Origin of the sequence: Novosphingobium pokkalii (genome assembly GCF_014652855.1) — a bacterium.
Classification (GTDB): domain Bacteria; phylum Pseudomonadota; class Alphaproteobacteria; order Sphingomonadales; family Sphingomonadaceae; genus Novosphingobium; species Novosphingobium pokkalii.
Map to the genome: position 1 here is coordinate 20,650 of NZ_BMZP01000027.1, position 23,294 is coordinate 43,943.

Genomic DNA, 23,294 nt, shown 5'->3' on the forward strand with positions numbered 1-23,294 from the left:
ATTGTTCCCCACGGCGATAGACAACCCTCATGACCGATGGGTCTATCACAGACGCACCAACCGAGCGATGAAAAACCCGTCCGTATCGTCATGATACGGTGACAATCGCCAACCGCCGCGATGGGACCGCCCGATGGAAAGGGTCAGCGGCTCAACAGCGAATCCGGGGTGCCGCGCCGTGAACGCGGCCAGCCCATCAGCCCCTTCGGCATCGATCAACGAGCAGGTGATGAACAGCAGGCGCCCGCCCGGCCGCACCAGCGCCGCCGCCACGTCCAGCACATGGGCCTGCATCTGTTGGTAGCGGGCAATCGCGGCCGGAGAGAGCCGCCAGCGCGCCTCGGGATTGCGGCGCCAGGTGCCCGTGCCCGAACAAGGCGCGTCGACCAGCACGGCGTCGGCCTGGCCCTGCCAATCGGCCAGCATCGCGGCTTCCTGGCCGGGATTGAGCAACCGCGTCTCGACCAGCGCCCCTGCCCGCTCGGCGCGCGGCGCCAGGCGCGACAGGCGCGGGCGATCGATATCGCAGGCCAGCAGGCGGCCGGTGTTACGCATCGCCGCAGCCAGCGCCAGCGTCTTGCCCCCGGCCCCGGCGCAAAAGTCCACCACGCTTTCGCCCGGCCGGGCGCCGAGCGCTTCGCAGGCGATCTGGCTGCCTGCGTCCTGCACTTCAAACAGGCCTTCGGCAAATTCCGGCCAGCTTTCCGCCGCCGTGCCCACCGGCAGGCGCAAGCCATGCGCGCCGACCGGCATGGCCGGCACCGGCAGGCGTGCGGCCAGCGTCTCGCGATCGGTCTTGAGCGTGTTGGCGCGCAGATCGAGCGGCGCGCGGCCGAGTAGCGCAGCCTGTTCCGCCCCGTCTAGGCCAGAAGCCGCCATCGCGCTGGCCAGCCAGGCCGGCATCGCCCCGCCCTGCGCCACGGCTTCATCCGCGCGGATCGGTGCCGGACCGTAAGTGGAGCCATCGAAGCGCGCGGCCAGTTCCGCATCGTCCTGGGCCAAGCGCAGCATGGCGGCGCGGCCGCTCTGCGGCACTTCGCCACAGGCGCGGATCGCGGCCCAGACCAGGTCGCGGATGGCGCGGCGATCCTTCGATCCCACGAAGCGCCGCTGGCGGAACCACTCCGCCGCGAGCCGGTCGGCCGAAGCGCCCTGCCCGCGCGCGGCCGCGATCACGCCATCCAGAATGTCGATCGCGGCCTGGACCCGCGCGGCCGGTGTCACCGCGTGGGGTAGTTCGGCGCCTCGCGCGTGATCGTCACGTCGTGGACGTGGCTTTCCTTGAGGCCCGCGTTGGTGATGCGCACGAACTTGGCATTCTTGCGCAGGTGATCGATCGTGCTGCTGCCGGTATAGCCCATCGCCGCCTTGATGCCGCCCACCAACTGGTGGACGACGTCCTTGGCCGGGCCCTTGTAGGGCACCTGGCCCTCGATCCCTTCGGGCACCAGCTTCATCGAATCCTTGATGTCCTGCTGGAAATAGCGGTCGGCCGAGCCGCGCGCCATCGCACCCACCGAACCCATGCCGCGATAGGCCTTGTAGGCGCGGCCCTGGTAGATGAAGGTCTCGCCCGGCGCTTCTTCCGTGCCGGCCAGCATCGAGCCGACCATGATCGAGCTTGCGCCGGCGGCGAGCGCCTTGGCCGCATCGCCCGAGGTGCGCAACCCGCCATCGCCGATCACCGGCACGCCAGACTTCTCCGCCTCGGCCGCGCATTCCATGATCGCGGTCAGCTGCGGCACGCCCACGCCCGCCACGATGCGGGTGGTGCAGATCGAGCCCGGCCCGATGCCCACCTTGATGCCATCGGCCCCGGCATCGATCAGCGCACGAGTCGCTTCGGCCGTGGCGACGTTGCCGGCAATCACCTGCACGTCGTTGGACAGCTTCTTGATGGTTTCCACCGCGCGCGCCACGTCACGGTTGTGGCCATGGGCGGTGTCGATGATCACCACGTCGCATTCGGCTTCCACCAGCGCCATGGTGCGGGCCATGCCCTTTTCGCCCACGGTGGAGGCTGCGGCCACGCGCAGGCGGCCGGCGGCATCCTTGGTGGCGTTGGGGTAGGTCACCGACTTCTCGATATCCTTCACCGTGATCAGGCCGATGCAGCGATAGGCATCGTCCACCACCAGCAGCTTTTCGATGCGGCGGGCGTGCAGCAGGCGGCGCGCTTCATCGCCGCTGGTGCCGAGCTTGACCGTCGCCAGGTTCTCGTGCGTCATCAGCTCGCGCACCGGCTGCGCCAGGTTGGCGGCAAAGCGCACGTCGCGGTTAGTGAGGATGCCCACCAGCTTGCCGCCGGCTTCCACCACGGGGATGCCGCTGATGCGGTTGGCGCTCATCAGGGCCTGGGCATCGCCCAGCGTCGCGTCGGGCGCGATCGTGATCGGATTGACGACCATGCCGCTTTCATAGCGCTTGACGGCGCGCACGGCAGCAGCCTGTTCCTCGATCGTCAGGTTGCGGTGCAGCACGCCGATGCCGCCAAGCTGCGCCATCACGATGGCCATGTCCGCTTCGGTCACGGTATCCATGGCCGAGGACAGCACCGGAATGTTGAGCGCGATCGCCTTGGTCAGGCGCGTGCGGGTATCGGCCTGCGAAGGCACGATGTCGGACTCGGCCGGACGCAACAGAACGTCGTCAAAGGTAAGGCCGAGAGGGATATCCATGAGAGCTGCCACTTCCTGTCCGGGTAGAATCGTGGCGGCCCATGTAATCAAGCCGGGAACAATTGGCTAGGGGGTTCCGGGCCTATTTGTCGGGCCTGTAGGCACGGTCGCGGAAGGGCTAGCTGCATAGCGCCGGGGGTCGGCAAATTCGCGCACCAGTTCGGTATCGATCTGCACGTCGTCGGCCATTCCGGCATAGTTGACCTTGTCGGGCGTGTCGGCCGGGGTGTGATAGGCGCCGGCCATGAAGCGGCCCAGCCGCGCCTCGTCGGCATAGCTGGTGCTGACCATGATCGCGGGCACGTCATGCTGCATCAGCACCCAACTGTCCTGGCGCCGCACATAGGCATTGGCCGCCTCGCCCGGAACCAGCTTGCGCCGCATCCGCGCGAGCACGCGGGTCACCGTATCATCGAGCGGGGTCATGCCCCGGCCGACGATCGCCACCGGACCACCCGCCGGCACCAACCCGGTGCTGTCCACGTTGAACGCCGCCACGATCCGGCCCAGCGGCAGCGGCGGGTTCTCGGCAAAGGCCAGCGCGCCCAGCAGGCCCATTTCCTCCGCCGTGGTGGCCAGGACATAGATATCCCGATCTGGCGCGCGCAGCGGGCCGGCGGCCAGGATCTGCCGCGCCACTTCGGTGATCACCGCCACTCCGCTGGCATTGTCCACCGCACCGGGGCAGATCGCGCCGTCCTCGGCGCAGACGCCGAAATGGTCCCAATGCGCCACCAGCAGCACCGCCCCGGCGTCGGGATCGCGGCCGGGAATGCGGCCGATCAGGTTGTGGGTGCGCACGCGGGTTTCGGTGCTGGTCGCTTCCAGGCTGGCCGTCGTGCCGATCAGATGCGGGGTGAAATCGGGCTTGTCCGCTTCCGCCTGCGCCGCCGCCAACGCCTGCCCCGGTGCGGCAGAGGTGCCACCGAGCAGGCGATCGGCGAGGTCTGGGGATATGAACGCCTCGATCTCGTTGTCGACGCGCTCCCCGGCCAGTGCCATGCCGGCCTTGCGCCGCTTGGCCACGACGTCCTCCAGCGTGCGCGCGCCGTCGAGCACGGTGATCACCGCCATGGCGCCACCATCGAGCAGCCGCCCCGCCGCCTCCCGCCGCGCCTGTGCTTCGGACTGACGCTCATCCTTGTTCCCATGCGCGTTGGCGCCGCCGGCCTTGCCTTCCAGCAGCAGGGCCACCCGCCCGGCCAGTTCGGTGCGCGAAGGAACCACGCCATGCCCCACGAACAGCACCGGAGCGCCGTCCACCAGGTTGCGCGGGCCTGACGTCACCACGAACACGTCGTGCTCGTCGGCCATCACGCGGCGTCGCCCACGCAGGAACGTGGCGCGTGACAGCACCGGCTCGCGCGCAACCAGCTCGACTGGCGCAAACCACGGGCTGCCCGGCAGGTTGGTGCCGGATTCCAGGCCCATCTCGAACCACTGCCGCACCAGGTAGCGCAAGGTCTGGGTCTCGCCCTCGGTGCCGGGGCGGCGGCCGGCAAAGGCCGGGCTGGCCAGTGTCTCGACATGGCCGCGCAGGCGCTGTTCCAGCGTCATCGCGGCGACGGGCGCGGACGCATGCGCGACTTCGCCCGGCAGCACGGCTGCCAGCGCGACCAGGGCCAGCGCCCTCAACAGCCTTGCGCCACGACTCATCTATGTCCCCAAACGCTTCAGCGCAGGCATCTTGCTGACAAAAGCCGCCATGGCGCGCAAGTTCCCAAACTGTAAAGCACGGTGAACGGAGGCCCGGCGCTCTTTTACAGGGGGCCGGGGTGGAACAATGTGGCGCGCCATGGCTTGCCATTTCGGCTATGGACCCAGGCCAGGCGCAACAAACGGACACAGGCAGGCGATGCGGCTAGACGATTACGACAACAACATCGACGTGGAAGACCAGCGCGGCCAAGGCGGCGGCTTCTCCCTGGGCGGCGGCGGTGGCGGCGGCTTCCCGCTCGGCCTGATCCTCAGCCTGGTCGGTTCGCGCTTCGGCATCCTCGGCATCCTGCTGGTCGTCGGCGCCTCGTTCCTGTTCGGCGGCCTGCCGCGCCAGCTCGTCGGCCCGGTCGGGGAAACCCCGTCGCAACAGGTGGGCAAGCCCGGCGGGGAAACGCTCGCCCAGGCGTGCGACGTCAACGCTTTCAGCCACGAAAGCTGCAACGCGCTGTCTTCGCTCAACAAGACGTGGAAGCCGTTGCTCGCCCAGGAAAACATCCCCTTCCGCGCGCCCAAGCTGGTGTTCTATTCCAGCCAGGGCAGCTCCGGCTGTGGCGCGGCGCAAAGCGCGATGGGGCCGTTCTATTGCCCGACAGACCAGGGCATCTACATCGACACCGATTTCTATACCGAGCTGGACAAGAAGCTGGGCGCCGGCGGCGATTTCGCCCGCGTCTATGTCATGGCCCACGAATATGGCCACCATGTCCAGAACCTCGTCGGTACTTCGGCCAAGGTGACCCGCGCCCAGCGTTCCAATCCCGATGCGGCCAATGCCCTGTCGGTGCGGCTGGAACTCCAAGCCGATTGCTATGCCGGCGTATGGGCCGCGCAGAACCGCGCGCGGATTGAGCCGGGCGACGTTGAGGAAGGCCTGCGCGCCGCCCACCAGATCGGCGATGACACGCTGATGAAAGCCGCCGGCCGCACCCCGGTGGAATCCGCCTTCACCCATGGCAGCGCCGAGCAGCGCATGACCTGGCTGCGCAAGGGGCTGGACAGCGGCAATCCGGGTGCCTGCAACACCTTTGCCGACGGAGCGGTGTGATCGAACGATGAATGGAACCGACCCCGGTTTGCAGCGTAATGCCACAAACCGGGGAGTAATTCCGATTATGTTCGCACACCGCCTTGCCACCCGCGCCGCCCTGCTCGGCGCACTGGCCCCGCTCGCCTTTGCCGGCCTGGCCACCCATGCCCAGACCGCAGTGGCCCCAAAGGATGCCAATGTCGGCGACGTGGTCACCACGCCGCTGGAAACCGTCAACCTCAAGAAGGAAGACATTCCGCCGATCCTCAGCCGCGCCCGTCAGGCGCCCTACACGATGACCGGCCTGCGCACTTGCGCGGCGATTTCCGGCGAAATCCGCCGGCTCGATGCCGTGCTGGGCGATGACATCGATATTGCCGATTATACCAAGGGCGGCCTCAAGGTGGGCAACACCGCCAAGTCCATCGTCGGCTCGCTGATCCCGTTCGGCGGCATCATCCGCGAAATCTCCGGCGCGAACGAGGCGCAGCGGCAGTGGCAGGTGGCGCTGTTTGCCGGCACCGCGCGCCGCTCGTTCCTCAAGGGCGTGGGCCAGCAGCGCGGCTGCCCCTATCCCGCGCGCGCCGCCAGCTCGCGTGATGCCAGCGCGGTGGTCGCCAATCGCGAGCGCGAAGCAGCGGCTGCCGAAGCGGCCAAGCAGAAGGAAAAGCAGGAAAAGCGCAACCGCTGAGCCGTTTCGCTTGGTACCACGAAAAAGGCCGGGGGTTCGCGCCCCCGGCCTTTTTCATGTGCCGTACCGCCGGATGGCGACGGTGATCAGTACACGCGCGCCTTGGGCTTGATGTACTGCACGTCGTCCGTCAGCGTATATTCGTGCACCGGGCGGTAATCGAGCTTGATGTCGCCGCCCTGGCCGCCCCAGCCGTTGAACCAGCCAACGGTGTGCTTCATCCAGTTGGCATCGTCGCGGTTGGGGAAATCCTCGTGCGCGTGGGCGCCGCGGCTTTCCTTGCGGTTGTACGCGGAATGCATCGTCACCGAAGCCTGGCTGATCAGGTTGTCGAGCTCCAGCGTTTCCACCAGATCCGAGTTCCAGATCAGCGAGCGGTCAGACACGCCGATGTCCTGCATCTGCTGATAGATTTCGCCAAGCTTCTGCTTGCCTTCGGCCATCAGTTCGTCGGTGCGGAACACGGCGGCGTGCTGGCTCATCGCGCGCTGCATCTCGGTGCGGATCTTCGCCGTGGGCGAGCTGCCCTTGGCGTGGCGGAAGTGATCCAGGCGCGACAGCGCCAGGTCCGCGCTGTCCTTGGGCAGCGACTGGTGCGCCGTGCCGGGCTTGATCAGTTCCTTGAGGCGCAGGCCGGTTGCACGGCCGAACACGACAAGGTCGATCAGCGAGTTGGAACCGAGGCGGTTGGCGCCATGGACCGAAACGCAGGCCGCTTCGCCCACCGCGAACAGGCCGGGGACCACGGTTTCGGGATTGCCATCGGCGCCGATGGTCATCACTTCGCCGTGATAGTTCGTCGGGATGCCGCCCATGTTGTAGTGCACCGTCGGCACCACCGGCAGCGGCTGGCGCGTCAGGTCCACGCCGGCAAAGATCTTGCCGCTTTCGGTGATCCCGGGCAGGCGCTCGGCCAGAACCTTGGCATCGATGTGGTCAAGGTGCAGGTAGATATGGTCCTTGTGCGGACCAACGCCCCGCCCTTCGCGGATTTCCAGCGCCATCGAGCGCGACACCACGTCGCGGCTGGCCAGATCCTTGGCCGACGGCGCGTAGCGCTCCATGAAACGCTCGCCTTCGGAGTTGGTGAGATAGCCACCTTCCCCGCGCGCGCCTTCGGTGATCAGCACGCCCGCGCCATAGATGCCGGTCGGGTGGAACTGCACGAATTCCATGTCCTGGAGCGGCAGGCCCGCGCGCAGCACCATGCCGCCACCATCGCCGGTGCAGGTGTGGGCCGACGTGGCGGTGAAATAGCACCGGCCATAGCCGCCGGTCGCCAGCACCACGGCATGGCCACGGAAGCGGTGGATCGAACCATCGTCCATGCACAGCGCGATCACGCCACGGCATTCGCCGTTTTCCATGATCAGGTCGATGGCGAAATATTCGATGAAGAAGTCCGCGTCGTACTTCAGGCTCTGCTGATAGAGCGCGTGAAGCATGGCGTGGCCGGTGCGGTCGGCCGCGGCGCAGGTGCGCTGCACCGGCGGGCCTTCGCCCATGTTCTGCATGTGGCCGCCGAACGGACGCTGGTAGATCGTGCCATCGGGGTTGCGGCTGAACGGCACGCCGGCGTGCTCCAGTTCATAGACCGCCGCCGGGGCTTCGCGCACCATGTATTCGATGGCGTCCTGGTCGCCCAGCCAGTCCGACCCCTTGACGGTGTCGTACATGTGCCAGGTCCAGTGGTCGGGCGTGTTGTTCTGGAGCGAGGCGGCAATGCCCCCCTGCGCCGCGACGGTGTGCGAGCGAGTGGGAAACACCTTGGTGATGCAGGCGGTGCGCAGGCCGGCCTGGGCCGAACCCATCGTGGCGCGCAGGCCCGAACCGCCCGCGCCGACAACGACGGTGTCATACGTGTGGTCGATGATCTTGTAGGCAGCAGACATGGCTTACGCGGCCCCCAGTGCGATGCGGATGATCGAGACGATGCCGAACACGGCAGCGGCGGCGGGCACGAAGTTGATCAGCAGCCAGGATGCCACCTTGCCGCCTTCTTCGTGGATGTAGTCTTCGAGCATGACCTGCACGCCCAGGCGCGCATGGTACAGCGTGTTGACCACCAGCAGCACCAGCATGGTGGCCGACAGCGGCTTGGCCGCCCAGCCATGCACGGTGGCAAAATCGTGCGCGGGCAGCAGCGCCAGGCTGATGCCCAGGAAGGGGATGACGATCAAGTTGCCCACCGCCGTCAGGCGCTGGGCCAGCCAGTGGTGCGTGCCGGCATGGCTGGAGCCCAGCCCGCGCACGCGGCCGATCGAAGTTCCGTTACCCATGGTACCTCCGAAAATTCAGGTAAGGGCGTGCCGGCGCTCAGCGCAGCAGCACGAAGCCCCAGAACAGAGCCGTAAGACCGACAGACGCGATCAGCGTGAAGACCGACCAACGGGCATTGACCGAAAGTTCGTAGCCAACGCCGATGTCGAGCACGAGGTGGCGGATGCCCGTGGCGGCATGCTGGAAGAACGCCCACGACAGGCCCACCAGCACGATCTTGCCAAGGATCGCGGTCAGCGTGGAAAGGCCGCCAGCGGCGCCGGTCCACACATAGGTCATGAAGGTTTCGTAGGCTTCCGGACCGCTGGCGATCGAACCCAGCCACCACAACAGCAGCGACAGGCCCACGAAGGCCAGGCCATTGCCGGTAACGCGGTGGAGGATCGAGACCAGCATGGCCGGACCCCAGCGCCAGATCTGGAGGTGCGGCGAAAGTGGCCGGTTGCTGCGCGCCAGCGCCATGGAATTTCCCCTTCTTCTCGCAAAGGCGACCGGGATGAGGTTTCCGGTCAGGACGAGTCGCTATTAGTCGAAAAGCCCCGGGGTGCAAGCCGCCGAAAGGGCCAAGCCGAATTCGTATGTTGTCATGCGGCAACAAGGCGCGCAAACCGTGGGCATGCGCGCCAAACTTCTCTTCGCAATCGCACTGGCCGGGCTGCTCGCCGCGCCCTTGCCAGCCGTTTCTCGCCCTGTCACCGCATCCCAAACGCTCCAGCGCGCCTGCGCCGGGCGCGATGGCTGGTCCGATCCTGCCCCGCCACAACGCATTTTCGCCAATACCTGGTATGTCGGCACCTGCGGGATCAGCGCGGTTCTGGTCACGTCTCCGCAGGGGCACGTGCTGATCGACGCCGGCCCGGCCGAAGCGGCGGACACCGTCGCTCACAATATCGTCGCGGCCGGGTTTCGGCTGGCGGACGTGCGCTGGATCGTGATGAGCCACGAACATATCGACCACGCCGGGGGCCTTGCCGCGCTCAAGCGAATGACCGGCGCGCGGCTTGCGGCGCTGCCGGCCGCCGCGCGGGTGCTGGAAAGCGGGCAAGTGCCGGCCGACGATCCGCAGTCGGCCTGGCTCAAGCCCTTTCCCGCCGTTGCGGTTGATCAACGGTTGCGCGATGGAGAAACGCTGGCAGTCGGGCCGCTGCGCCTCACGGTTCATGCCACGCCAGGCCATGCCCCCGGCTCAACAAGCTGGACCTGGACGAGTTGCGGGCAGCGCGCGGATTGCCGCGCCATGGCCTATGTCGACAGCGTCACCGCGCTGGCCGCGCCGGGCTGGCGCTTTGCCGATCATCCCGCCTATGTCGCGGCGTTTCGCGCATCGCTCACGCGCATCGCCGGCCTTCCCTGCACGCTGCTGATGACACCGCACCCCGGCTCCAGCGATCTGTTCGAGCGTCTGGCGAAGGGGCCACCGCCGCCCGCGCCGGGTGCCTGCCGCGCCTATGCCGCCCAGGGCCGGGCCAAGCTGGACGAGGCTCTTGCCAAGGAAGCCAAGGCGCAGCAAAGACCCGCGCCATGAGCTGGAAAATCACCATCCTTGCCCCCCGCCCCGTGGTCCATGCCGCGCTGATCGCCCACGAAGACGTGTTCGACTGGGATCCCGGCATCGTCATTGCCGGCAGCGAGATCGCCGAAGACAAGCCGGAGGACTGGCAACTGGAGGCCTGGCTGGCCGACGAGCCGGGCGAAACCGAACAGGCCGCGATCGCCGCCCTGTTCGCCGATGGCGCCCCGCCGATGACGGTGGAAAAGCTGCCGGAAGAGGATTGGGTCACGCTCAGCCAGCAAGGCGTCGAGCCGATCCATGAAGGGCCGTTCCACGTCCACACCCCGGAATATCCGGCCGTGGACGAACCGGGCATCCGCAATTTCCTGATTCCCACCAGCCAGGCTTTCGGCACCGGCCAGCATGCCACCACGGCCGGATGCCTCGCCATGCTGGCGCACATGAAGGCCCAGGGCGCCGTGGTGCGCAGCCTGGCCGACATCGGCACCGGCACCGGGCTGCTGGCCTTTGCCGGCCTGCACCTGTGGCCCGGCGCGCGCGCCATCGCCAGCGACATAGACGGGGTCTGCGGCCCGGTCGTGGCCACCAATGCCGATGCGAATGGCGTGGCGCTGGGCGACGGCCCGGGCAAGCTCGCCATGGTCATCGCGGCGGGCATGGATCACCCACTGCTGCGTCTCTCGGCGCCCTATGACCTGCTGATCGCCAATATCCTGGCAGGGCCGCTGATCGAGCTCGCCCCGGAATTCGCCGCAGCGGTCAAGCCGGGCGGCCATATCCTGCTCGCCGGCCTTCTCGCCACCCAGGAACGCGCCGTGCGCGCCGCCTATGCCCGCGCCGGCCTGCGCCTCGCCGCCCGCCAGGTGCGCGGCGACTGGTCGATCCTCTGGCTGCGCCGCCGCGCCACCGCCCGCATCCGCGCCAGCAAGCCCGAAGCGCTGCCGGCCTGGTCCCAGAAGTGGTAAGGTAGCACCAGATTTCCACCACCCCCAACCCCCTCCTCTAAAGAAGAGGGGGCTTTCCGATACTCCCCCTCCTCTTCAGAGGAGGGGGTCGGGGGGTGGTGCGAACCCTAACGCAACCCGCCAGAAATCAAACCCTGCTCCCCACCATCGCCACGCCGAACGCCACGAAAATCGCGCCGGTCACCCGGTTGAACAGCTTGCGCGGCGAAGGCTTTTCCAGCCAGCGCGCCACCGACCGCCCACCCAGCGCATAGAGCAGGTAGGATGCCACCTCGATCACCCCGAACGTGGCGACCATCACCGCGAATTGCACCGGCTTGGGCCGCGTCGCGTCGATGAATTGCGGCAGGAACGCCCCGGCAAACAGCAGCGCCTTGGGATTGCTGATGCCGATCAGGAACCCGGTGCGAAACAGCGCCAGGGCCGATGGCGGCGCAACCGGCGCGGCATCCACGCCCGCCATGTCGATCGGCGCTTCCTGCGCGGTCCAGGCCTTGTAGCCCAGATAGAGCAGATAGCCCGCCCCCACGATCTTGAGCGCGGTGAACACTTGCGGCATCGCCACCAGCACAGCCGAAAGCCCCGCCGCCGACAGGCTGAGCAGAGTGAGCACGGCGAGGAAACACCCGCTCATGGCCAGCATGGCCCGGCCGAACCCCAGCGTGACGCTGCGCGTCATCACGTGGAGCATGTTCGGCCCCGGCGAGATCGAGATGAAAAAGACGGTGACGACGAACAGCCACCAGTTGTGCAAAGCCATCGCGCCTACCCCGCTGCCTTGAAGATTTCGGCCCAGGCCACCTCGTCGATCACTTCGATGCCCAGTTCGGCCGCCTTCTTGAGCTTGCTGCCCGCGCCCGGTCCGGCCACGACCAGGTCGGTCTTGGGCGAAACGCTGCCGGCCGCGCGCGCGCCAAGCGCTTCGGCCTGCGCCTTGGCCTCGTCGCGGCTCATGGTTTCCAGCTTGCCGGTGAATACCACGGTCTTGCCCGCCACGGCGCTGGCGCGGGTTGCGACAATGAAATCGGGCGGGCTGACTTCGCTGAGCAAATCGTCCCACACGGCGGTATTGTGCGCCTCGTGGAAGAAGCCGCCCAGCGCCTCGACCACCACCGGGCCGACACCGTCGATGCCGAGCAATTCGGCCTTGGCCTCTTCGTCCCCACCATGGGCGCGTTCGGCCACGGCGCGCAGCGCGGGCAGCGTGACAAAGCGCTTGAGCAGGTCGCGCGCCGTCACCGCGCCGACATGGCGGATGCCCAGGCCGAACAGCAGGCGCGCGGCATCGGGCTGGCGCTTGGCCTCGATCGCGGCAAGCAGGTTGTCGACCGACTTGTCCTTCCACCCCTCACGGCCAACGATATCGTCGCGGCGCTTGCGCAGGCGGAAGATATCGGCCGGGCTTTCCAGCCAGCCGAGCGCAAAGAATTCGGCAATGGTCTTCTCGCCCAGCCCTTCGATATCGAGCGCGGCGCGGCTGACGAAATGCTTGAGCCGTTCGGTCCGCTGCGCCGGGCAGACCAGGCCGCCGGTGCAGCGCACGTCCACTTCGCCTTCCTCGGCCACGGCCTCGCTGCCGCATTCCGGGCAGTGATCGGGGAAGACATAGGCCGGGCGCTCGTCCTCGCGAGTCAGGTTTTCAACCACTTGCGGGATGACATCGCCGGCGCGTTGCAGGACCACGCGGTCGCCCACGCGCACGCCCAGCCGGCCGATCTCATCACGGTTGTGAAGCGTGACATTGGTGACCGTCACCCCGCCCACCAGCACCGGGGCAAGCCGCCCCACCGGGGTCAGCTTGCCGGTGCGACCCACCTGGATATCGATCGCTTCCAGCGTGGTTTCGGCGCGCTCGGCGGGAAACTTGTGGGCCATGCCCCAGCGCGGCGCCTTGGCCACGAAGCCCAGCCGGCGCTGCCATTCGAGGCTATCCACCTTGTAGACCACGCCATCGATATCATAGGGCAATACAGCACGTTGCGCCTGGATACTGCGATAATGCGCGAGCATCTGCGCCACGACTTCACAGCGCGTCAACAGCGGCGAGACCGGCACGCCCCAGGCGGCGATCTGCTGCATCATGTCCCATTGCGTGGCGGCAGGCACCTCGCTCGCCGCGCCCCAGCCATGCGCCCAGAACCGCAAGGGCCGGCTCGCCGTCACACTGGCATCCTTCTGGCGCAGTGACCCGGCGGCAGCATTGCGCGGGTTGGCAAAGACCTTGTCCCCCTTTTCCTCCTGCGCCGCGTTGAGCGCGAGGAAATCGGCCTTGGCCATGAACACTTCGCCGCGAATCTCGAACACGGCGGGCGGGGAATCCGTGTCAAGTTCCTGCGGTATGTCGCTGATATGGGCGACGTTCGCCGTCACATCCTCGCCAACCTGGCCATCGCCGCGGGTAGCCGCGCGCACCAGCTTGCCGTTCTCGTAGCGCAGTGAGCAGGACAGCCCGTCGATCTTGTCCTCGGCCGTCATCGCCACCGGCGCGTCGGCCGGCAGGGCCAGGAAGCGGCGCACGCGGGCGACGAACTCTTCCACTTCCTCGTCGGTGAACGCATTGTCGAGGCTCATCATCCGAACCTCGTGCGCCACCTTGCGCAAGGGCGAGGCCGAAACCTCGTGCCCCACCGCGCGCGAGGGACTGTCGGCCCGCACAAGGTGGGGAAACGCCGCTTCGAGCTCGGCATTGCGCCGCACCAGGGCATCATATTCCGCGTCGGAAATTTCCGGCGCGTCTTCGGCGTGATAGCGCCGGTTGTGATAGGCGATCTGGCGGGCCAGCCGCATCAGTTCGTTGGCCGCATCGGCCTCGCTCATCCCCGCCGGATCACTCATTGCACGCCACTTTCACATCTGGTTACGCCAATCGGCCCTGCCGATATCGGGTGCCGATAGCCGGTGCCGGCCTTGCCGAAAACCGCAAGGCCTGCCCCGGCATGGCATAGCTGTGGAGGAACCGGAACCCCCGTGGCCCCAACGAGTCACGCCTGTTCGAGCAAACGGCTCGCCTGCGCGCGCGCTTCCTTGGTCACTTCCGCGCCGGAGAGCATCCGCGCGATTTCTTCCTTGCGCCCGGCCGCATCCAGCTTGCTCACCGAGGTGCGCGTCACCGTGCCTTCGCTGGACTTGGCGATCAGGTAATGCGCATCGCCCCGTGCCGCCACTTGCGGGCTGTGCGTCACCGCCAGCAATTGCCCGCCGCGCGCCAGCCGGGCCAGGCGCTCGCCGATCGCGCTCGCCACCGCGCCGCCCACGCCCCGGTCGATCTCGTCAAAGATCACCGTCGCCGCGCCGCCTTCCTCGGCCAGCGCGACTTTCAGCGCCAGGATGAAGCGCGAGAGTTCCCCGCCCGAGGCAATCTTGCCCAATGGCGCGAAATCGCTGCCGGGATTGGTGGAAATCAGGAATTCCACCGCGTCCATGCCCTGCGCGCTCCAGCGCTCTTCGGGCAGGCGCACCACGGCAGTGTGGAACCGCGCCGCATCCAGGCGCAGCGGCGCCAGTTCTGCGGCCACCGCCCTGTCCAGCTTGCGCGCCGCCTCGGCCCGCTGCACCGAAAGCGCCTCGGCCTTGGCGCGGTAATCGAGGCCCGCATCCATCGCCACGCGCGCCAGCCCGGCAATCTGCGCCTCCCCGCCTTCGATCGCCTGCAACGCCGCATGCAGCGCGTCGCGCCGTGCCGGCAGGTCGTCCACGGTGCAGCCATGCTTGCGGGCCGCCGCGCGCAAATCGAACAGGCGCGTCTCGATCCGGTCGAGCAGCGCAGGATCATGGGCCAGCGCTTCGGCGGCGGCGGCCAGCTTGTCCTCGGCCTCGCCCGCCTCGATCACCGCGCGGTCCAGCGCTTCGAGCGCTTCGGCCAGGAGGGGGTGTTCGCCCGCGATCCGGTCGAGCCGCCGCGCCGCGCTGCGCAATTGCACCAGCGGCGCGTCCGATCCGCTCCACAAATGCTGCAATTCGTTGAGATCGCCCGAAAGCTTCTCGCCCTTCTGCATCGCGGCGCGTTGCAGGGCGAGGTCTTCCTCTTCGCCCGCCACGGGCTTCAGCGCATCGAGTTCGGCCAGATGCGCTTCGATCAGGTCCTGCTCGGCCGCGGCGCGCGCCACCTGGGCGCGGGCCTGGGCCAGGGCATCCTCGGCCGCGCGCCAGGCGTCCCAGGCCTTGGCCACCTGGGCCGCGTCGGCGCGGGCATAGCGATCGAGCAAGGCGCGATGGCCGCGCGCATTGACCAGGCCGCGATCATCATGCTGGCCGTGCAGTTCCACCAGGAACCGCGCCAGTTCGCGCAGCAGCGCCACGCCCACCGGCTGATCGTTGACATAGGCGCGGCTGCCGCCATCGGCGCGCAACCGGCGGCGCACCAGCAGCGGCTCGCCCGGCTCCCAGTCGATCGCCGCCTCGGCCAGCACGGCTTCCACGCCCTCCGGCCGCCGCGCGAATTCGAACGAGGCGGTTACGCTCGCCACATCCTCTCCGGCGCGGACCAAGCCGCTATCGGCCCGATCGCCCAGCACCAGCCCCAGCGAATCCAGCAGGATCGATTTACCCGCGCCGGTCTCGCCGGTCAAAACGCCCAAACCGCCCGGAAACGCGAGGTCGAGCGCTTCGATCAGGACGACATTGCGGATGGAAAGCCCGGTCAGCATCGCTTCCCTTCCTAGCGCGTTGCGGCGGCGCCGTCACCCTCCATTTGTTCCCCTCTTGTTTCACATCGGTGACACGCTGTCGCCGCGCCGCAATGTGACGGTGCCATGAGAGTCGCACGACAACGGCAGCACATGAAGGGAATGGGTCATGGACCGCCCACTCGACCGCAGCTTTGCACCGGTAAGCGAATGGATCAAGGGCGCGCCCGATTGGCTGGACATGCCCGAACCGCGCGGCTTCCGCCCCAAGCGGCGGGTTCGCACGGTGTGGATTTCCGATCTTCACCTCGGCACGCGCGGCTGCAATGCCGACATGCTGCTCGATTTCCTCGCCGCGATCGAATGCGAAACGCTCTACCTGGTAGGCGATATCGTCGATGGCTGGCGCCTGTCGCGCGGGTGGTACTGGCCAGACGCGCACAACGAAGTGGTGCGCCGCGTGCTCAAGATGGCCCATCGCGGCACCCGCGTGGTGCTGATCGCGGGCAACCATGACGAGATGCTGCGCCCCTATGCCGGCATGACCTTCGGCGGCGTGGAACTGGCGCTCGACACGATCCACGAAACCGCCGACGGCCGCCGCCTGCTCGTCACCCATGGCGACGGGTTCGATGGCGTGGTGCTCTATGCCCGCTGGCTCGCCTTCCTGGGAGACACGGCCTATTCCGTACTGCTGCGCGCCAATCGCTGGGTCAACCTGGTGCGGCGGCAGTTCAAGCTGCCCTACTGGTCGCTGTCGGCCTACATGAAAAAGCGCGTGAAGAACGCCGTGCAATTCATTTGCGACTTTGAAGAAGCCGTCGCCCACGCCGCGCGCGACATGGGCGTGGACGGCGTGGTCTGCGGCCACATCCACTGCGCCGAAATCCGCCAGATCGGCGATGTCACCTATTACAACGATGGCGACTGGGTGGAAAGCTGCACCGCCCTGGTGGAGGATTTCACCGGCGCGATGAGCATCGTCGATTGGGTAGAAGAACAGAAGAAGCAGGCGCCGTTCGCCGCTGCCCCTGCCGAATTGCCCAGCCCCGGATTGCCCGGTGCGGTGGAAACGGAAACCGTTTGATGCGCATTGCCCTGGCCACCGACGCCTGGACGCCCCAAGTCAACGGCGTGGTCCGCACCCTGACCACGACGGTCACGCACCTGCGCGCGCGGGGCCACGTGGTAGAACTGCTCACCCCCCAGCAGTTCCGCACGTGCGCCTTGCCCGGTTATGGCGAGATCCGCCTGGCCATGGCGCCGCGCTTTGGCACGCGCCGCACCTTGCGCGATTTCGCGCCCGATATCGTGCATATCGCCACCGAAGGGCCGATCGGCTGGGCCGCGCGAAGCTGGTGCAAGGCCAGCGGCGTGCCGTTCACCAGCGCGTTCCACACCCGCTTTCCCGATTATGCCGCGATGCGCACCGGGCTCAGCCCCGATGCCTTCTGGCCGCTGATGCGCCGGTTCCACGCCCGCAGCGCTGCCGTGCTGGTGTCCACGCCCAGCCTGGCGCGCGAACTGGCGGGCCACGGCATTGCCCAGACGCGGCTGTGGTCGCGCGGGATCGATGCCGCGCTGTTCCACCCCGGCCACGATCCCCTGCCGCAGATTGCCGCGCTGCCCGGCCCGGTGCTGCTCTATGTCGGCCGCGTTGCGGTGGAAAAGAACCTTGGCGCGTTCCTCGATTGCGCGGTGCCCGGCAGCAAGGTGGTGGTGGGCGACGGGCCGGACCTCGCCATGCTCAAGGCGCGCCATCCCCAGGCCCATTTCACCGGCGCGCTTTCGGGCGTGGCACTGGCGCAGGCCTATCGCGCCGCCGATTGCTTCGTGTTCCCCAGCCGGACGGACACGTTCGGCCTGGTGATGATCGAGGCGATGGCATGCGGCGTGCCGGTGGCCGCCTATCCCGTGGCCGGCCCGCTCGACGTGGTGGGCGCGCAGGGCCGGGGCGCCGATGGCACCCTGCCCCGCCCGGTCGGCGCCTGCCACGACGATCTCGCCACCGCCATTTCCCAGGCGCTGACCTGCGACCGCGCGGATGCCGCCGCCTATGGCGCCAGCTATTCGTGGGAAGCGGCCACCACCCAGTTCGAAACCGCGCTGGCCAGCGCCGCCCGGCAGATCGCCCGCGCCGCCTGATCAAAAGGGGCCCTGCGCCCTGCCCCATGATGCACTGCAACCAAACGCGCGCTGGCGCATTGGCCCGGAAAGCCCTCTGTCCGGAGCCTTTGCATGGCGCAGCGCACCCTGATCCAGTTCTTCCATTGGTATTTTCCCGAAGGCACGCTGTGGGATGATGCCGCCCGCGCGGCGGAGGGACTGGCCCGGATGGGCGTGACCGACGTGTGGCTGCCCCCGGCCTACAAGGGCGCGAGCGGCACGCAATCGGTCGGCTATGACACTTATGACCTGTTCGATCTGGGCGAGTTCGACCAGAAAGGCACCGTGCCCACCAAGTATGGCACCCGCGCCGCGCTGGAAGCGGCCTGCGCCGCGCTGCGCGAGCACGGGCTGCGCGTGATCCACGACGTGGTGTTCGATCACAAGATGGGCGCCGACGAGACCGAGCGCGTCCAGGTGCGCCGCACCAATCCCGACAACCGCACCGAGATCGAGGACGAGGCCTTCGACGCCACGACCTACACCCGCTTCACGTTCCCCGGCCGCGCCGGCGCGCATTCCCGCTTCGTGTGGGACCACAAGTGCTTTTCCGGCGTGGACCGCATCGAAGACCCCGGCGAAGATGGCGTGTTCCGCCTGGTCAACCAATATGGCGACGGCGAATGGAACGAGGAGGTGGACGAGGAACTCGGCAATTTCGATTTCCTGATGGGCGCCGATGTCGAATTCCGCAACCGCGCGGTCTATGAAGAGCTGAAGTTCTGGGGCCGCTGGCTGGCAGAGCAAGTGCCGGTCGACGGCTTCCGCCTCGACGCCGCCAAGCACATTCCCGCTTGGTTCTTCCGCGATTGGGTGGGCCATTGCCGCGAGAGCATCAGCCCCGATCTGTTCGTGGTGGCCGAATACTGGCAGCCGGACCTTGCCGCGCTGCAAACCTATCTCGATCGCGTGGACCACCAGCTCACGCTGTTCGATGCCGCGCTGGTCCATCGTTTCTGCGATGCCGCCCGTGCCGGCGCCGACTATGACCTGCGCACGATCTTTGACGGCACGCTGGTGCAGAGCCTGCCCGATCATGCCGTCACCCTGGTCGCCAATCACGATACCCAGCCGCTCCAGGCGCTGGAAGCCCCGGTGGAAGACTGGTTCAAGCCGCTGGCCTATGCGCTGATCCTGCTGCGCGAAGGCGGCGTGCCCTGCCTGTTCCACCCCGATCTCTACGGCGCGACTTATGCCGACACTGGCGGCGATGGCGAGACTCACGAAGTTACGCTGGCCCCGGTCGCCTGCCTCGATCGGCTGACCCAGGCGCGCCAGCGCTTTGCCCATGGCGCGCAGACCGACCTGTTCGACAGCCCCACCTGCATCGGCTTCATCCGCCATGGCACAGCCGAGGCGCCGGGCTGCGTCGTGATCCTGAGCAACGCGGGCGAAGCCACCCTCACCGCCGAGCTCGGCCCCGATCATGCCGGTGCCACGTTCGTGGACTGGCTTGGCCATGCGCAAGGCGAATGCGTGGCCGATGACGAAGGCCGCCTGCCCGTCCGCTGCGCCGGGGGCAGTGTCAGCGTGTGGGTGCGGCAGGACGCTGCCTGATAAAAAGACCGAGCCCGATCAGGGGTTTCCGATCATTACGGCAATTTCATGTACCCGCGCGTGAACCAACTCGTGGCTGGTTCGTTGCGCAGGCATTGTTGCTGAATTGTATCAACAAGAAGGATATCACCATGCGCCCATTCGCCCGCCGGCTCGCTTTTGCCCCGGCCCTTGTCGCCGCCCTTGGCCTCAGCGCGATCGACGCAACCCCGGCATTTGCCCGCCATCACTATCGTGGCCACGCGCATTATCGCTGGTGCCGCCATTCCAGCGGCACGACCGGCCTGATCGCCGGTGGCGCCGGTGGCGCGCTGCTGGGCCACGCGCTGATCGGCGGCCCGATCGGCATTGCCGCCGGTGCCGTGGGCGGCGCCCTGGGTGGCCGCGCGATCGACCGCACGCTCACCGCCAAGAAGCGCTGCCGCTAAGGCTGGAGCGAGGCGCGTCGGGCGGTTGCCAGTGCCTGTCATGCTGGAAGAAAGCGTGCAGGGCCAAGGCCAGCCCACCCGGCGCCCCCACCGTTTGTTTGCCGCCAGCCTTGCCGCCGCCATCGAGGTGGCCGTGGCCCTGGCGCTCTGGCTCGGCCTGGCGCCGCTACGCGGCGTGCGCCAGGCCCTTCCCGAAACCCTTGCCGCGATCGACCTGACCCGGCCCCCGCCGCCGCCTCCGGTCACGCCGCCGCTGCCACGCCCGCATCACCACACCCCGGCAGGCCGCGCCGCCCCGGCGAACACCCGCGCCAAGGCCGCCCCGGTCTATGCCCCGCTGGTCCCCGTGGCCAAGCCCCCGCCGATCCCGGTCGCCCCGCTCGTCGCCCTCGGCGCAGACACCCACAGCGGCGCCGCGCCCACGCCAGGGCCAGGAACCGGCGCCGGCGGCCAGGGCAACGGCACCGGATCGGGCAGCAGCGGCAACGGCGATGGAGACGGCGGGCAAGACCCGGAATGGACCGGCGGCCGCATCAAACCCTCCGACTACCCCCTCGCCGCCCGCGAAGCCCACGCCCAGGGCACCACCTCGGTCACCCTCACCATCACCCCCCAAGGCCGCGCCAGCGCCTGCCGCGTGACTCACTCCAGCGGCAACCCCGCCCTCGACACCACCACCTGCACCCTCGCCCTGCAACGCTTCCGCTTCCGCCCGGCGCGCGATGCGGCGGGGCATGCGGTGGCGGGGGAAGTGGATTATGATCAGGAGTGGACGATGGGGGCCATTGCGGATGGGGGGTGAGTTCAAAGAAGGAATGGGACCAGTGCAAGGCCCATGACACGGAAGGGGGCCGATTACGACCAGATCACGCCGTTCGAGGCGCCGACGTGAATGACTGCTCCCGCCGGAATCCGCTATTCTCATGCCCTTGAGTGGTCAGGCGGGAGTCCGCCAGAGCCGGTCGCATTATACCGCCGAGCATGGCCAATTCAGTGAAAAGGAGAGCTTATAGCCGCTGACGCGTGCTGGGCCGAAGCAAGCGATGATCCCCCCCCTCGGCGGACACGTGCGCCACAACGGAAGGGCTTTTTTTTGCACGTGTAAATCGATAGAACCGCGTAAAAATCATTTTCAACGGCTAAGGGTCTGATCAAAAATGTACCGTTTAGAACGGATCGTTATTCAAGGATTTCGAGGCCAATCTAGGCCGATAGAACTTGACCTGCAGCCAGACGCAAACTTCTTAATCGGACGGAATGGGACCGGTAAAACCACCCTTATTAACATGATTCACGCTGGACTGGCGATGGACTTGCCGGCCTTGAGGGAATCGAATTTCGGTCGCATTGAATACACATTCAAAAAAGATCGGTTGAGAGCGAAGCCTAAGCTCACAATCATTAAAGAAGCAACTGAAGAGGGGCATCCAAAGATCACATTCAGGATCGCTCAAAATTCGACCGACGCCCCCGAAGAATACGTTTTCTTGCGGCCCAGAGCGCGCAAACAGATCATAGTAAAGTCTGACACGTCCGGTGCCTCTATGGAGAAGCCAAGAACCAGCCTTCGAGAAACGCTCTCGTTAATTTTTCAGACCACATGGCTATCACTACAACGAGGTGCGGAAAAAATTCAGCGTGATGATGAATGGGATGATAATATTCGTCCAGATGTCGATCGCAAACTGGATGATCTCTCTAATTCTCTTACCCGTTATTTCTCTCGTCTCGACAGACAAGTTAGTGAAAAAACGCAGGAGTTCCAGAAGAAATGGTTTCTTTCGTTTTTGGCTACAGACCGTACAATTCGAGAACGAGATATATCGAGAATAGATGAAGTTAGAGAAAAAGATTCCCTTCGCTCGATATTTTCCGATTTCAATATGGAGCCGAATGAGTACTATTCCCAGCTGGATAGGCATTTTAATCTCCTGAGCAGGGCGAAGTCCTCCTTCAAATCAACAGAGAGCGGCATTCCAGTAAAGGACTATCTAGTTGCCATTGATGTTCTGAGGCTACATGCCTTGGTCGAGCAGTGGCAAACATTGGAGCATTCGAAAGAGGTCATATACGGGCCTAAATATAATTTTGAAAAAGTTGCCTCCGAAATGTTGTTCAGAAAAAAACTTATAACAAACAACAGCAACCAAATTGTGGTCAATGGGGCAAACGCCACCCCTATTGATCTAAGTAAGTTGTCTAGCGGCGAGAAGCAGCTTTTAATATTCCTTTCGGAAACTCTCCTTCAAGAGCAAAAGCATTACATCTTCATGGCAGACGAACCAGAACTATCTATGCACGTCGAGTGGCAGGAGGACCTAGTTCCAGCGCTACTAAAGATAAATCCTAATGCGCAAGTCATTTTTGCAACTCATTCACCTGATATAGTTAATGCATATCAGAAAAATGTGTTTCGTATGGAAGACTTGGTCGATTAAGGTGTTTGAGCGGACGTCATCTGGGCAGCAGAATCGTGCGCTATTCTATGGCGCTGACTATATTTGTTATGTGGAGGGTGGCGATCATGATCATGACAGATCAGTTGACTCTATCTTCTGGCACAACATCATGAAAAAATATAGGCCAGACCTAAAAGTTGTTTTTCTTCCAAGAGGGGGAAAGCCAGTTGTTGAGGCATTGGCTCAGAAGATTATTGATGAAGACATTTCCAATACGATCGCAGCGATGGATCGTGATTATGACGGGCTGCTAGGTCATGAAATTGCTGACAGCAGAGTACTTTATTCGCACGGTTACAGCTGGGAAAATGATGCTTTCACCCCAGAGTTCCTTAATTCCATGGTTAAGTCACTAGCTCGCTTGACGACGCTTCCTGCTGCTGCGGAAGCTGCTCTGGCCGCAGGCTGTGAAAAGCTCTGTGATGATGTCCAGCGCGCCATCAAGTTGGATTTTTTGGCCCTGAGCGCTGGATCATCCGTACTGCCGCGAAATGCGCCGGGGCGTGTGATTAAAGCAGATCCGGTGACAGCACTTCCAAAAATCGATCAAGCCGAGCTCATAAAATTGGCGGCTGTTGCGAACGTAAGAACCAGATTACGCAAGCCAAGGATTCTACCTCAAGCAGTATTTGAGTTGCATCACTTTGTGGGGCACTGTTTTCAGCATGCGATTCTGATATTGGTAAAAGCAGTGCTACGGAATGTGGGCGTTAAAAGAGCCGTGAGCCTCGACCACTTTGAAGATTTGGCGCTTTCATCCCTCAGCCGGCATTTGCAGGATAATCACGCAGGCGCGATAGCGGTCCATCACGAGGCGCAATGCTCTGCTATACCGTGAGCTTTTGCCTGACCACTGCATTCTTCCGCAACATTATCCAGACAGACTCAATTTCTGATGGCCTGGCACCTCCTCAATAAACGGTATTCCTTGCTTCCTGCCACTGCACGCCATCTTTCCGCACGTCCGGTGTCGGGTGGTAAGCAGCCGTATTGAGGAAAGACTCGAACGACCGCTTTGTCGAAGGGTTTCGGGCGCCGGCAGGCGTACGAAAGTCTTACAAGTACGACCCGCGGTGAGGCTCGCACAGGTCTATGGGTAAAAGGGCTTTGGTGTGGATTGGGGTTGACGTGACCCCCTGATTTTCCTCCAAGCTTGATTAGAGTCTGGTCCATTGGAAGGACGGAC

General features: G+C 65.6%; 20 protein-coding genes. 11 read left to right on the forward strand and 9 right to left on the reverse strand.

The features are described from left to right. Positions 1-45: 45 nt before the first annotated feature. The 3 genes from IE191_RS19375 to IE191_RS19385 all read right to left on the reverse strand — a co-directional run bounded on the left by IE191_RS19375 (position 46) and on the right by IE191_RS19385 (position 4,313). Positions 46-1,224, reverse strand: a complete 1,179-nt coding sequence (locus IE191_RS19375) for an RsmB/NOP family class I SAM-dependent RNA methyltransferase (protein WP_191326032.1) — start codon at positions 1,222-1,224, stop codon at positions 46-48. Beyond that, complete coding sequence (gene guaB / locus IE191_RS19380; protein ID WP_191326033.1) at positions 1,221-2,678, reverse strand: IMP dehydrogenase; 1,458 nt, start codon at positions 2,676-2,678, stop codon at positions 1,221-1,223. The genes IE191_RS19375 and guaB overlap by 4 nt, the downstream gene beginning before the upstream one ends. 66 nt (positions 2,679-2,744) lie before the next feature. Beyond that, entirely contained in the window at positions 2,745-4,313 is a 1,569-nt protein-coding gene (locus tag IE191_RS19385; protein WP_229815677.1) for a M28 family metallopeptidase, read from the reverse strand. A gap of 220 nt (positions 4,314-4,533) precedes the next feature. Between IE191_RS19385 and ypfJ the strand changes: the two genes are divergently transcribed. Continuing rightward, complete coding sequence (gene ypfJ / locus IE191_RS19390) at positions 4,534-5,442, forward strand: KPN_02809 family neutral zinc metallopeptidase (protein ID WP_191326035.1); 909 nt, start codon at positions 4,534-4,536, stop codon at positions 5,440-5,442. Between the two features lie 67 nt (positions 5,443-5,509). Further along, positions 5,510-6,115, forward strand: a complete 606-nt coding sequence (locus IE191_RS19395) for a hypothetical protein (protein ID WP_191326036.1) — start codon at positions 5,510-5,512, stop codon at positions 6,113-6,115. An 86-nt stretch (positions 6,116-6,201) separates the two neighbouring features. Here IE191_RS19395 and sdhA read toward each other — a convergent pair whose 3' ends face one another. From sdhA to sdhC, 3 genes are read right to left on the reverse strand one after another with little or no spacing between them, the layout of a single operon-like run. Then, positions 6,202-8,007, reverse strand: coding sequence for a succinate dehydrogenase flavoprotein subunit (gene sdhA, locus IE191_RS19400; RefSeq protein ID WP_191326037.1), 1,806 nt, complete (start codon positions 8,005-8,007; stop codon positions 6,202-6,204). 3 nt (positions 8,008-8,010) lie between these two features. Further along, the gene (gene sdhD / locus IE191_RS19405) at positions 8,011-8,394 is read right to left on the reverse strand and encodes a succinate dehydrogenase, hydrophobic membrane anchor protein (RefSeq protein ID WP_191326038.1); all 384 of its coding nucleotides are present in this window, start codon (positions 8,392-8,394) and stop codon (positions 8,011-8,013) included. Between the two features lie 37 nt (positions 8,395-8,431). Then, entirely contained in the window at positions 8,432-8,857 is a 426-nt protein-coding gene (sdhC, locus tag IE191_RS19410) for a succinate dehydrogenase, cytochrome b556 subunit (protein WP_191326039.1), read from the reverse strand. Between the two features lie 154 nt (positions 8,858-9,011). Between sdhC and bla the strand changes: the two genes are divergently transcribed. Together bla and IE191_RS19420 are read left to right on the forward strand one after the other, a co-directional pair. After that, a complete protein-coding gene (gene bla / locus IE191_RS19415; RefSeq protein ID WP_191326040.1) occupies positions 9,012-9,920 on the forward strand; it encodes a subclass B3 metallo-beta-lactamase in 909 nt (302 codons plus the stop codon). Continuing rightward, positions 9,917-10,873 carry a 50S ribosomal protein L11 methyltransferase gene (locus tag IE191_RS19420; protein WP_191326041.1) on the forward strand — a complete coding sequence of 319 codons (957 nt, stop codon included), beginning with the start codon at positions 9,917-9,919 and terminating at the stop codon, positions 10,871-10,873. The genes bla and IE191_RS19420 overlap by 4 nt, the downstream gene beginning before the upstream one ends. A 127-nt stretch (positions 10,874-11,000) precedes the next feature. On the opposite strand, the gene IE191_RS19425 is transcribed toward IE191_RS19420, so the two are convergent. The 3 genes from IE191_RS19425 to recN form a co-directional block, all read right to left on the reverse strand. Next, positions 11,001-11,633, reverse strand: coding sequence for a LysE family translocator (locus IE191_RS19425; RefSeq protein WP_191326042.1), 633 nt, complete (start codon positions 11,631-11,633; stop codon positions 11,001-11,003). Positions 11,634-11,638: 5 nt separating this feature from the next. Then, entirely contained in the window at positions 11,639-13,708 is a 2,070-nt protein-coding gene (gene ligA / locus IE191_RS19430) for an NAD-dependent DNA ligase LigA (protein ID WP_191326043.1), read from the reverse strand. Between the two features lie 146 nt (positions 13,709-13,854). After that, complete coding sequence (recN, locus tag IE191_RS19435; RefSeq protein ID WP_191326044.1) at positions 13,855-15,519, reverse strand: DNA repair protein RecN; 1,665 nt, start codon at positions 15,517-15,519, stop codon at positions 13,855-13,857. A 148-nt stretch (positions 15,520-15,667) separates the two neighbouring features. On the opposite strand from recN, the gene IE191_RS19440 reads away from it, so the two are divergent. From IE191_RS19440 to IE191_RS19470, 7 genes are all read left to right on the forward strand, one after another. Continuing rightward, the gene (locus IE191_RS19440) at positions 15,668-16,585 is read left to right on the forward strand and encodes a UDP-2,3-diacylglucosamine diphosphatase (RefSeq protein WP_373299341.1); all 918 of its coding nucleotides are present in this window, start codon (positions 15,668-15,670) and stop codon (positions 16,583-16,585) included. Then, positions 16,585-17,643 carry a glycosyltransferase family 4 protein gene (locus IE191_RS19445; protein ID WP_191326045.1) on the forward strand — a complete coding sequence of 353 codons (1,059 nt, stop codon included), beginning with the start codon at positions 16,585-16,587 and terminating at the stop codon, positions 17,641-17,643. The genes IE191_RS19440 and IE191_RS19445 overlap by 1 nt, the downstream gene beginning before the upstream one ends. Positions 17,644-17,736: 93 nt before the next feature. Then, positions 17,737-19,221, forward strand: coding sequence for an alpha-amylase (gene amyA / locus IE191_RS19450; protein ID WP_191326046.1), 1,485 nt, complete (start codon positions 17,737-17,739; stop codon positions 19,219-19,221). Positions 19,222-19,352: 131 nt separating this feature from the next. Continuing rightward, a complete protein-coding gene (locus IE191_RS19455) occupies positions 19,353-19,649 on the forward strand; it encodes a hypothetical protein (protein ID WP_191326047.1) in 297 nt (98 codons plus the stop codon). A 40-nt stretch (positions 19,650-19,689) separates the two neighbouring features. Then, entirely contained in the window at positions 19,690-20,451 is a 762-nt protein-coding gene (locus IE191_RS19460; RefSeq protein WP_191326048.1) for an energy transducer TonB, read from the forward strand. A 355-nt stretch (positions 20,452-20,806) separates the two neighbouring features. Beyond that, on the forward strand, positions 20,807-22,087 hold the full coding sequence (locus IE191_RS19465) for an AAA family ATPase (protein WP_191326049.1): 1,281 nt from the start codon (positions 20,807-20,809) through the stop codon (positions 22,085-22,087). 1 nt (position 22,088) lies between these two features. Beyond that, positions 22,089-22,946 (forward strand): DUF4435 domain-containing protein, encoded by an 858-nt coding sequence (locus IE191_RS19470; protein ID WP_191326050.1) that lies wholly within the window; start codon positions 22,089-22,091, stop codon positions 22,944-22,946. Positions 22,947-23,294 lie beyond the last annotated feature (348 nt).

What these genes read in the sequence shown, in the direction of transcription:
- amyA (WP_191326046.1), top strand. Translation starts at nt 17,737, where the DNA reads ATGGCGCAGCGCACCCTGATCCAGTTCTTCCATTGGTATTTTCCCGAA.
- IE191_RS19440 (WP_373299341.1), top strand. Translation starts at nt 15,668, where the DNA reads ATGGACCGCCCACTCGACCGCAGCTTTGCACCGGTAAGCGAATGGATC.
- ypfJ (WP_191326035.1), top strand. Translation starts at nt 4,534, where the DNA reads ATGCGGCTAGACGATTACGACAACAACATCGACGTGGAAGACCAGCGC.
- bla (WP_191326040.1), top strand. Translation starts at nt 9,012, where the DNA reads ATGCGCGCCAAACTTCTCTTCGCAATCGCACTGGCCGGGCTGCTCGCC.
- sdhA (WP_191326037.1), bottom strand. Translation starts at nt 8,007, where the DNA reads ATGTCTGCTGCCTACAAGATCATCGACCACACGTATGACACCGTCGTT.
- guaB (WP_191326033.1), bottom strand. Translation starts at nt 2,678, where the DNA reads ATGGATATCCCTCTCGGCCTTACCTTTGACGACGTTCTGTTGCGTCCG.
- IE191_RS19465 (WP_191326049.1), top strand. Translation starts at nt 20,807, where the DNA reads ATGTACCGTTTAGAACGGATCGTTATTCAAGGATTTCGAGGCCAATCT.
- IE191_RS19425 (WP_191326042.1), bottom strand. Translation starts at nt 11,633, where the DNA reads ATGGCTTTGCACAACTGGTGGCTGTTCGTCGTCACCGTCTTTTTCATC.
- sdhC (WP_191326039.1), bottom strand. Translation starts at nt 8,857, where the DNA reads ATGGCGCTGGCGCGCAGCAACCGGCCACTTTCGCCGCACCTCCAGATC.
- IE191_RS19460 (WP_191326048.1), top strand. Translation starts at nt 19,690, where the DNA reads ATGCTGGAAGAAAGCGTGCAGGGCCAAGGCCAGCCCACCCGGCGCCCC.
- IE191_RS19445 (WP_191326045.1), top strand. Translation starts at nt 16,585, where the DNA reads ATGCGCATTGCCCTGGCCACCGACGCCTGGACGCCCCAAGTCAACGGC.
- ligA (WP_191326043.1), bottom strand. Translation starts at nt 13,708, where the DNA reads ATGAGTGATCCGGCGGGGATGAGCGAGGCCGATGCGGCCAACGAACTG.
- IE191_RS19395 (WP_191326036.1), top strand. Translation starts at nt 5,510, where the DNA reads ATGTTCGCACACCGCCTTGCCACCCGCGCCGCCCTGCTCGGCGCACTG.
- recN (WP_191326044.1), bottom strand. Translation starts at nt 15,519, where the DNA reads ATGCTGACCGGGCTTTCCATCCGCAATGTCGTCCTGATCGAAGCGCTC.
- IE191_RS19455 (WP_191326047.1), top strand. Translation starts at nt 19,353, where the DNA reads ATGCGCCCATTCGCCCGCCGGCTCGCTTTTGCCCCGGCCCTTGTCGCC.
- sdhD (WP_191326038.1), bottom strand. Translation starts at nt 8,394, where the DNA reads ATGGGTAACGGAACTTCGATCGGCCGCGTGCGCGGGCTGGGCTCCAGC.
- IE191_RS19420 (WP_191326041.1), top strand. Translation starts at nt 9,917, where the DNA reads ATGAGCTGGAAAATCACCATCCTTGCCCCCCGCCCCGTGGTCCATGCC.